The sequence below is a fragment of the Roseibium sp. genome (genome assembly GCF_050301095.1).
GTDB lineage: Bacteria > Pseudomonadota > Alphaproteobacteria > Rhizobiales > Stappiaceae > Roseibium.
In genome coordinates, this window is record NZ_JBNKYW010000246.1 from 1 (window position 1) to 10012 (window position 10012).

8 protein-coding genes are annotated in these 10012 nt (G+C 61.7%); 4 read left to right on the plus strand and 4 right to left on the minus strand.

All coding sequences use genetic code 11. The features are described from left to right. Both ACQY7U_RS21310 and ACQY7U_RS21315 read left to right on the plus strand, forming a co-directional pair. Positions 1-1016 (plus strand): aminomethyltransferase family protein (locus ACQY7U_RS21310; protein WP_428649027.1); only part of this gene is annotated, 1016 nt, incomplete at its 5' end. 108 nt (positions 1017-1124) lie between these two features. Further along, the gene (locus tag ACQY7U_RS21315; protein ID WP_428649029.1) at positions 1125-2903 is read left to right on the plus strand and encodes an adenylate/guanylate cyclase domain-containing protein; all 1779 of its coding nucleotides are present in this window, start codon (positions 1125-1127) and stop codon (positions 2901-2903) included. Between the two features lie 51 nt (positions 2904-2954). Here ACQY7U_RS21315 and ACQY7U_RS21320 read toward each other — a convergent pair whose 3' ends face one another. Beyond that, the gene (locus ACQY7U_RS21320; RefSeq protein ID WP_428649032.1) at positions 2955-3800 is read right to left on the minus strand and encodes a LysR family transcriptional regulator; all 846 of its coding nucleotides are present in this window, start codon (positions 3798-3800) and stop codon (positions 2955-2957) included. Positions 3801-3898: 98 nt separating this feature from the next. Between ACQY7U_RS21320 and ACQY7U_RS21325 the strand changes: the two genes are divergently transcribed. Continuing rightward, positions 3899-4489 carry an HD domain-containing protein gene (locus ACQY7U_RS21325; RefSeq protein ID WP_428649035.1) on the plus strand — a complete coding sequence of 197 codons (591 nt, stop codon included), beginning with the start codon at positions 3899-3901 and terminating at the stop codon, positions 4487-4489. Between the two features lie 76 nt (positions 4490-4565). On the opposite strand, the gene ACQY7U_RS21330 is transcribed toward ACQY7U_RS21325, so the two are convergent. Beyond that, positions 4566-6398 carry a TPR end-of-group domain-containing protein gene (locus ACQY7U_RS21330; protein ID WP_428649038.1) on the minus strand — a complete coding sequence of 611 codons (1833 nt, stop codon included), beginning with the start codon at positions 6396-6398 and terminating at the stop codon, positions 4566-4568. A 167-nt stretch (positions 6399-6565) separates the two neighbouring features. After that, a complete protein-coding gene (locus ACQY7U_RS21335; protein WP_428649040.1) occupies positions 6566-7777 on the minus strand; it encodes a CynX/NimT family MFS transporter in 1212 nt (403 codons plus the stop codon). Between the two features lie 282 nt (positions 7778-8059). On the opposite strand from ACQY7U_RS21335, the gene ACQY7U_RS21340 reads away from it, so the two are divergent. Continuing rightward, a complete protein-coding gene (locus ACQY7U_RS21340; RefSeq protein WP_428649043.1) occupies positions 8060-8878 on the plus strand; it encodes a GAF domain-containing protein in 819 nt (272 codons plus the stop codon). A gap of 78 nt (positions 8879-8956) precedes the next feature. Here ACQY7U_RS21340 and ACQY7U_RS21345 read toward each other — a convergent pair whose 3' ends face one another. Next, positions 8957-9802, minus strand: coding sequence for an SMP-30/gluconolactonase/LRE family protein (locus tag ACQY7U_RS21345; RefSeq protein ID WP_428649046.1), 846 nt, complete (start codon positions 9800-9802; stop codon positions 8957-8959). Between the last annotated feature and the right edge of the window lie 210 nt (positions 9803-10012).

Here is a 10012-nt window from a genome sequence, read left to right on the forward strand (position 1 = left end):
GTGAAGACGTGATCCTGATGGACATGTCCTCCATGTCCAAGTTCCTGTTGCAGGGGCGCGATGCCTGCGCTCTCCTCAATCGCATCAGCTGCAACGACGTCGATGTTGCCCCGGGCCGTGTGGTCTATACTGCCTGGACCAACGAGCAGGGCGGTTTCGAGGCCGACCTGACCGTGACGCGGCTGGCCGAGGACCGGTTTCTGGTGGTGGTGGGCGAAAATTCCCACGGGCACACCCTCACCTGGATGCGCCGCCACACCGGGGCGGAGGAGTTCGTCACCTTCACCGATATCACTCCCGGCATCACCCAGATCAACCTGCATGGCCCGAAGGCCAGGGCGCTGCTGCAGACGGTGAGCGACGCGGATCTTTCCAACAAGGGTTTTCCCTTCATGTCGGCCCGGCACATCGACGTCGGCTTCTTCGAGGTGCTGGCGCTTCGCGTCACTTATGTCGGTGAGCTCGGCTGGGAGCTGCATGTGCCGAACCTGCATGCGGTGCAGGTCTATGACCTCCTGACGGAAGCGGGCCGGGAAATCGGTCTCAAAAACGCGGGCATGCAGACTCTGTCCTCCCTGCGGCTGGAAAAAGCCTATCGCGACTTCGGAGTCGACGTGGACAACACCGACAACCCGATCGAGGCCGGTCTCGCCTTCGCGGTGAAACTCGACAAGCCGGGCGGTTTCATCGGCCATGATGCCCTGGCACGGATCAAGGAGGCAGGCGTTCCGAAAAACCGCATGCTGCAGTTCCTGCTCGAGGACCCCGAGCCGCTGCTCTACGGCAACGAACCGGTCTATCTGAACGGACGGGAGGTGGGCCATCTGCAGGTGGGCGCCTACGGGCATACGCTCGGTGGCGCGGTTGGCATCGGGTTCGCCGAACTCGATGAACCCTTGACCACCGCCATCGTCAATTCCGGAGTATGGGAAGTCGGCGTCGCCGGAAAGCGCATCAAGGCCGCCGCTTCGTTGAAACCGCTTTACGATCCGGCCATGGAAAAGGTGAAAAGTTGAACTGGTTCTTTGCCCCGTTAGCCGGACCGTCGACAGGCCGCGCCCGTGGCGGCATCTTGGATTCCATGTTTTTCTGAAGCTAATATGTCCTCCTGGGGAGGGCCCGACTTGCAACGCCGTCTATCTGCTATCCTTGCCGCCGATGTGGTCGGCTATTCACGCCTCATGGGCAAGGACGAGGTCGGCACGCTGAACCGGCTGAAAGCGCTTCGTTTCGGTCTCGTCGAACCTGCGATCAACAGCCTTGGCGGCCGTGTCGTCAAGGTCATGGGCGACGGATTGCTGGCAGAGTTTGCAAGTGTGGTCCAGGCCGTTCAATGTGCCCTCGACATCCAGAAGGCCGTTCTCGAACAGGAGGCCGGTGTCCCCGAAGAGAGCCGCATCCTGCTCAGGATCGGCGTGAATTCTGGAGACATTATCGGCGAAGGGGCCGATATCTACGGCGACGGTGTCAATGTGGCCGCCCGTTTGGAAAGCCTGGCCGGGCCCGGCGAGGTGTTCATATCCGGCAATGTCCACACGGAGGTGGTCGATCGCCTGAAGGTGCCGTTCAAGCATCTCGGGCCGCAGAAGCTGAAGAATATCAGCCGACCAATCACGGTGTGGCGATGGGCGCAAGATGACGGCCCCTCTATGCGAGCCGTTCCGGAGCAAGCGGCGGGCCCCGCATCCGGGGTTGAACTGGTCCATCGGCCCGCGGTTCTATTCCTGCCGTTCGAGGCTCTCAGTCATTCGGATGAGGACAAGTTGCTGGCATCCGGGCTCTGCGAGGACATACGCACGACACTTTCCTGCTGGCGGTCGTTTCCTGTGGTGGGGCCCGAGGCCCTGGGAGGTTCGAAGGGAGATATCCAGCATCTCGCGGCCAGCGTCGAGGCGGCCTACGCGGTAACCGGCAGCGTGCGGCGCGCCGGTACCCGTGCCCGCGTAACCGCCCGCCTGATCGAGGCTGCGTCGGGCCGGGAACTCTGGAGCCAGACCTTCGACGGCAGCCTGGAGGATGTTTTCGGCTTCCAGGACGAGATCAGCCGTCAGATCGTCAGCCAGGTAGAGCCGGAGATATCACAAGCAGCGGCCGGGAGGATACCGGTTGTCCGTCCCAAGGATCTGGCGACATGGGAGCTGCTTGCCAAGGCCGTGCAGGTTGAAATGAGCGGGGGCGACGGCTACGGCTCCCGTGAGGCGAACGAACAGCAGCAACTTCTTGTCAGGGAAGCCATCGCGCATGATCCCTTGCTTAGCGAAGCATGGGCCAGGCTTGCCCGCTGCTATTTCCGCGATTTCCTGCTGGGGTGGGCCGGGGACACCCGGGAGGCGCTCGCAAAAGGCCTCGACGCGAGCGCGCGTGCCGTTGAGCTCGATCCGCGCAATTCGATCGCGCATTCCTCCCGGTCACAGCTCGTCCTGTTCGGGAAGCATAACCCCGAAGGCGGCTTTGAGCATGCCCGCGAAGCTGTCCGGCTGAACCCCTCCAATGTCATGGGGCACTACATGATGGGATGCGCTCTCGTCTATTGCGGCGAACCTGCGAGAGCCTACGATCATTACGCCGCGGTGTTGCGGCTCAATCCTGCGTTTCCGAACAAGGGCGCTCTTTATTGCGATCAGATGATGTGCCAGGCCCTTGTCGGCAACCTGGGAGAAGCCGTTCAGTTTGCTCACAGGACGATGGATGCCGCCCCGAATTATCTGCGAGGGCTGCAGCGCTGCGTGTCGGTGCTGGCACACGCCGGCGAGGTGGAAGAGGCAAAGGCTGTGTTGCTGCGCATCGAGGAAATGGGACGTGCGTTCAGTGAAGCCTATGTTCGGGAAACCTACCCTTTCCGGCGCCCTGAGGATTTCGACTTTCTGATCGATGGACTGCGCCTTGCCGGTTGGACCGGCTGACGCGCAACGTGTGAAAGGGCACGCTTGCGCGGTTGCCTTCACAAGGCGGCGTCAGCCGCCCGCCACTTCCAGCAAACCCGGCAGAACCTGTTCCACCAGTTCGCCAGATGCTCCTTGCGGGTCATAGACGGCGAAGCGGTCCAGGCTGAACTCCTGAGCGCCCTCCACCTTGAACAGCTGCCGCTGCTCCAACGCCTCCGCCACCATTCGGAAAGGGCAGTAGGCCATGCCGCCGCGGCGACGGAGGTAGGTGAGGCCCATTGAGGCGTTGCTCAGGAAGATGTGGCCGGGACGCTCACCGAGGAGATCTGCGGTGGCGGCGTCGTATTGGGGGCCGAGCTGGAAATTGATGAAGAGCGGCAAGTCCGGGTCGCTGACCCGGCAGGGCTGACCTGAGACAAGGATCATGCGCTCCGGCGGGAGCGGGACCGAATCCAGCCGGGTGCCGAGCGCCTGTTCGTTGGAGATCGTCAGGTCCAGCAACTGCTTGCGTACAAGCTCTATCGTATTGCTTTCATGGTCGAAGTTCAGCGTCAGCGGCAGCTTTCCAAGGGTCTGCTCGGTCCAGATGGTCAGCTCGACCAGGAGCGGGTCCCAGATGCTGAGCTGGCAGCCGATCCGGAGCGCAAGCCGGTTGGTGAAGCGGCGCCCGATGCTGCCCTTGATCTGCTGCCAGTTCGCCAGCATCTGCTCCGCGTAGGGGCGCAGGTAGGTCCCTGCGTCGCTGAGCCGGGTTCCTCCCGCTCCGCGCAGGAACAGCTCCACGTCCAGCTCGTCTTCCAAAGCGCGTATCCGGCTGCTGACGGCAGCCTGGGTGATGTTCAGCCGGTCGGCAGCCCGGTGAAAGCTTTCCGTCTCGGCGACGGTCAGAAAGGTCTTCAGGAGTTTCGTGTCCATAGTGAACAATATTTTCTATCAAACTGACAATTACAATTCGTTTTTGTTATCAGACGAAAATTGATACCTCTGTGTTTGCGAAGACAGTGGAGGCCAACATGCTCGACAAAACCCGGAAACCCACCTGGACAAAGATGGAAGAGGCCAGCAAGGAGGACTTTCTGGCCGTCATGGAATACGACGAAGCCTTCAACGAAGCGCTCGTCGACCGCATCATTTCCATGTTGAAGTCGCTGGACGAGGACTGGACGCCCTATCCGATCAACCGTTACCAGCACTCACTGCAATCGGCGACCCGTGCCTATGAGGACGGGGCGGACGAAGAAACCGTCGTCGCCGCCCTGATCCACGACATCGGCGATATCCTGTCGCCCTACAATCACGGCGAACTGGCGGCCGCCATGGTGAAGCCCTATGTGTCGGAGAAGACCCGCTGGATCATCCAGCATCACTGCGTCTTCCAGGGGTACTATTACAATCATCACCTCGGCGGCGACCGCAACGCGCGTGAGAAATACAAGGACAGTCCCTATTACGAGGACTGCAAGTATTTCTGCCATACCTACGATCAGGCCGCCTTCGATCCGGACTATCCGTCCAGGCCCCTGGAGTTCTTCGAACCCATGTTGCGCCGGGTCTTTTCAAACAAGAAAGGCCATATGGAACTGAACGAACGCGCCGACGACTAAGGCGAGGCGATGAGCAGCGGCGATCCGGACGGGAAAGCTCGTCCGGATTGGTAGCTTCGGGCCGCAAAAGGTTCCTTTACAGCGACGGGTCAATCAATCTCTTGAAACGCATATGGTCGTGGAGAGAATTGAAATCGGGATCGGTGCGCATCCATTTTCGCTGGCTTTGGCCAAGATTGCCGGCGATGCTTTCGAGCCAGTCGAGCGCGATCTCCGCTTCTCCCAGTTGGGCATAGGTGCAGGCAATGTTGTAGCCGGAAGTGAACGAGCGGTCCGGGTCGATTGCGATGGCCCTTTCCAGCCAGTCACGAGCCTTGACCTTGTCGCCATGGGCTGCGAGCACGGAGGCGCCCAATTCGATTGGATCGGAGTTTTTTGGATCCGCTCCTGCGGCTTCTTCGGCGCGCTTCAATCCCAGAGCCATATACCTGTCTGCTTCCTCTGTCCGTCCCAATGCGTGGTACACGGAAACGATGAGCAGGGGCGACCGGTAGTCATCAGGTTTGATTTCGAGTGCGCGCAAGAAATGATAGGCGCATTTCTCGAATTCCTGGGTCACCTGGAGGAAGCGGGCGAAGTAGTGATGTGCTTCGTAGCATAGCGGGTCATGGGCCAAGGCTGTCTCGTAGGCCTGACGGGCTTCGTCATCGCGCCCGGCAAGCTGTAGCGCGAGACCATTGGCAGCGTGGGCTTCGGCCATGCCCGGTTCCAGTTCCAGCGCACGGTGTGTCAGCGCCAGGATGTCCTCCGGCGGGTATTCGCAACCATACCAGTCGTTCAGTCGGGATTCGCAGTCCGCCAGTCCGACATAGGCGCGCGCATAATTCGGATCGTGTTCGAGCGCCTTGAAGAAATGTGTTCGGGCCTGTTCCATCAGGCGCCGCGTCCGCATGTGATAAAGTTGGCGGCCTTTCAGGTAATGCGTGTAAGCACCGGCATTTTCAGCCTTGGTTCGGTCCGGGGTATCCGTTTCGAGCAGCCGGACCTGCAACTGGTCGATAATCGTTTTGGTGATCTCGTCCTGCAGCGCGAAGATGTCCGACAGGTCACGGTCGTAACGATCAGCCCAGAGATGACCGCCAGTAACGCCGTCAATCAACTGGCCGGTGATACGAATCCGGTTTCCTGATTTGCGCACGCTGCCTTCGAGGATGTGGCGCACACCGAGATTGCGGGCAATTTCCTGAAGGTTGACCGGCGTCCCCTTGTAGACAAAGGCCGAGTTTCGCCCGACGACAAAAAGGCCGGAGAGCTTGGAGAGGTCGGTGATCAGGTCCTCGGTGATGCCGTCGGCGAAATATTCCTGCTCGGGGTCGCCGCTCATGTTCGTGAAAGGCAGGACGGCGATGGAGGGGAGGCTGGCCGGGGCTCCCGCGGTGGAGTGTGGTTCGGAGGGGCGGGGGGCTACGTGGAACACCGGCACGGGCTCATCGATGTTCTTCAGCGGTGGTTCACCGGCAGAATCGAAGGCGACGTCGAGCCGCTTGCCCACCTGGTCGCGCACGGCACCGGAGACAGCAATGCCGCCGGGGCGGGCCAGCGCCTCGATCCGGGCCGCGATGTTGACGCCGTCGCCGAAGATGTCATCGTCCTCGACCACCACGTCACCGATGTTTATTCCTATCCGGAAGCGGATCTGGCGATCCTCGGGCACGTCCGCGTTGCGGGTGTCCATCGCGTGCTGGATAGCGAGCGCAGATTCCAGCGCGCCGACTACGCTGGTGAACTCGGCAAGGATGCCGTCACCCATCAGCTTGACGATGCGTCCACCTGCGTCGCCGATGGCCTCATCGATCAACCCGGTGCGAATCTCGCGCATCGCAGTCAGCGTACCAACCTCATTGGCGCCCATCAGGCGGCTGTAACCGACCACGTCGGCAGCGAGGATGGCGGCTAGGCGGCGTTCCACCTGAGATCCTTTTGCTGGGCTCGTTTCAAAAACTCAGCCGCATGTTAGCTCATGAGTTCAGAGGATCGAAAGCTGAAAATTCGCGCAATCAGGCCCTGACCGGAGCCGCATACGAGCCTCCGATTCGGGCAGGGTCACGGTCTTTCGCGGCAACATTGTCTTCTCCGTCATGATCCGTTTGCGGGCTTGATTGCCAAAGACAGGTTCGATTTGTCGGCCGGGCGCATGTGGCGGAAGATCATCGAGGCCGGCACAACGGCGGCGAACAGGGCCGCGGCCAGGATTATCGGGGCCACAGCGGTTCCGGTCTGATCGAACAGCCGGCCGGCGATGGGTGGCGCGACCGTCATGACCGCGTAGTAGACCGTGAAGAAGATGCCCATGCCGAGCGCGCGCACTTCCGTCCGCATCGCTTCGCCGGCCAGTGCCATGATTACGCCGGCAGGCGCCATTCCGACCAGGCCGAACAGCAGACTGCCGGCCAGCCCCGCTCCTGGAACGGTCAACATCAGCAAGGAAAGGACGGCCCCCGCCATGCAGATGGACAGAATGAGGCTCCGCCGTCCCGTTCTGTCCGCGATGTGGCCGCAGAGCGCGCCGGAGAAGATCATCAGCCAGCTTGCGACACTGATGACCGCTGCCGCACCGAAGGCAGTTGTCCCAAGTTGCTGAAGCATCAGCGGACCATGGCTCAGGTAGATAACGTAACCGGCATTGAAGACGGCCCACGCGATGCCGGCCGTCAGGACCAGGCGCCATTCCGTCCTGGAGAGGCGGCGGACCGTGGTGCGTTGACCGGCTGGTGCCGGAGCCCCGGTCCCGGCGGTCTCCTCGATCGGGCGATAGAGCATCAGCACCCCAAGCATCATCGCCGCGCAGTAGGCTGAAGAAACGAGAAACGGCACGCGCCAGCCCATCGAGGCGGCCAGCCACTCGTGGCCGATCTGGCCGATGGCAATGCCCAAAGGCCAGCTCATAACCAGCACGCTCATGGCGGTTGCGATCTCGCGGCCCGAGAACCAGTCGGTCACCATCTTGGTGAAGTAGAGGTTCGCGAAGAGAAAGCCGGCCCCGGCAACGATCCGGCCGGCACCTATGATCCAGGTGCTGTCCGCAGTCCCCGACAGGATCCCGCCAAACGTCAGGGCTGCAAGACCCAGGGCCGCCAGTGTCCTGTCCGAGGCCCACCGGCCGGTGAAGCCCGCGGGCATCGCGAGAAAGAGCCCAGGCGCCATGAAGAGGCCGATCAGCGTGCCGATCTCCGCATGGCTAAGGCCGTAGACGGCAGCAAGGTCGTCGCCGACGGAGGCCATGGTCTGGAACTGCAGGCCGAGGGCAGCCCGGGCAGCGAACAAGAGGGCCAGCATCCGCCAGCGCATCAGGACCGGCCCTGTGCCAAAAGGGCCGGCGTATCATTCCAGATCCTGGTCATGTCGAACCTCCCCTACCAGTCTTCCGCCATCCGCGGCGATGAATTCAGGGTACAAATGCGCGCCGGGCTTCAGTATCGGTCAGCTGCTGTATTTTAGGGGCGGCAATGCTGTACGCTAGGTACGGCACATGCAGTACGGGACGGGGCGAGCGCATCTTTGACAGGCCTCTTTGCGAGAGAGCGCAATGGTGTTCAAATGTCCCGATCCCTGGTGGGGTGGAGGCGTTCCTTGGCAGACCCGACGACAGATGCACAATCCCTGAGCCCGCGTGAACGCGAGATCGCGGAGGCCTATGCCGGCGGCCAGAGCTACAAGGATATCGCCCGCGGCCTGAACATCGCTCCGGCGACCGTGCGGACCCATCTGAGCACGGTCTACCGCAAGCTAAGCGTGACTTCGAAGGTCGAACTGACCCAGGCTCTGCACGGTGGGCCGTCCGGCCTGCAGGGGGATCGAGACCTCGAGGCGCTGGTCGCCGAGCTGGCTTTGGAACTGGACGAAGCCTACCGCCGCGAACGGGTGCTGGCCAATGTGCTCCGGATCATCAGCCAGCAGGGCGACCGGCTGGACGCCGTGCTTGATGCGGCGCTCGACCATGCACTGGAGATTTGCGAAGCCGAATTCGGCATCCTGTTCGATTACCAGGGCGATCTTCGCTTTCGCGCCATGCGCACGCGCAATATCGCGCCGGCCTTTGGCCGTTGGCTGAGCGATCAGAACATCTTCGCCGTTGATCCGGGGACCGGGCTCGGGCGCCTGGCGTTGCGGCTGGAAACCGTAAGCATAACGGATGTGCGGGGCGAGGATATCTATCGCGACGGGGCTCCGCTCCGGGTTGCTACTGCAGACCTCGGCAAGGCACGGTCCTTCGTCGCGATCCCGATGATGTCGGGGGAGAGGTTGCTGGGGGCCTTTACCATCTACCGGAACCGCGTTCATCCGTTCAACGACCGGGCGCTGGAGCTGGCCGAGCTGTTCGCCGACCAGGTGGCCATCGCCATCGAGAACGCCCGTAGCCGGGAAACGGCCACGCGACTGGACGTTTGACAGTCCAGCCGCAGGCCGCAATTCAGACGGGACCCCGCCGTCGCCGGAGGACGACTGCGGATCAGGTCTTCGGCCGGGTCAGTCCAGCGTCACTGCCTCGATCTTGCCTTCCAGCATGTGGGGCAGATAGAGCGTGCCGCCCTCGGCGCCGATGTCGGCAAGACCGGCAGGGTGGTCCAGGATTTCAGTGACCGTGCCGTCTTCTCCGACCTCGAACACCTTGCCGTTGATCCAGTCATTCAGTACCAGTCTGCCGTTCAGGCGCACGATGCCGTCGATGTTGCCGACCTTCGTTGCAACAACCGAAATTGCCTTGGTGTCCGGGTCGACAGCAAGCAGGTTGCCCGGCGCCTCGGTGGTGAAGTCGTCCTGAAGACCCTCGCCCCACGAGCCGACGAGCAGGCGGCCGCCATCCCACAGCAGGCCGTTGGGATGCGCAAGCTCAGATGTTTCCAGCCATTTCTCGAGTTTGCCCTCCGCATAGCGCCAGATTGTGTTTTTCATCATGTCGGAGACGAACACCGCGTGGCCATCCGTCGTCACGTCGTTCAGGAACACCGAGCCTTCGGCGGGAACGGAGTCCAGCAGTTCGCCGGTGTTCGCATCGACGATCCTCAGCACGGTCAGGTCGGAGACGAAGATCTTGCCGTCCGTCAGCGCCATGCCCTTCGGCGCGTCCAGGCCCTCCGCCCAGTTGGCATCGATCATCGATCCATCCATTGCCAGCAGGGCGAGGTGACCGTTGCCGTCGGCACGGTTCGGCGCGCCCTGGATGACGCTGACGACGAGACGGTTGTTGGCGGTATCGGCCAGCACGGACTCGGGCATGTCGAAGCCATCCGCTGACCAGAGCGTGTCTGCCTGAGCAGAGGCGGCGCCGGCGGTGAGCGCCATCGCTGCGGCGAAAACTTTCAATCTGTTCATGGAGATATCCTTTCAAAAAGAATTGAACTGAGGATGTAATGCGAAAACTGATCTGATCTTGCAATTTCAGAAAGTCTGGTATCAAAAAACGATACGGCAGATCGGTGAAAAGGATCAAGAGGGCATATGCGCGGAGACACCTTCAAGACACTCCAGGGAATTCTGAAGGCCAGAGGCATGACTTATGCCGATCTTGCCGGGAGGATGAAT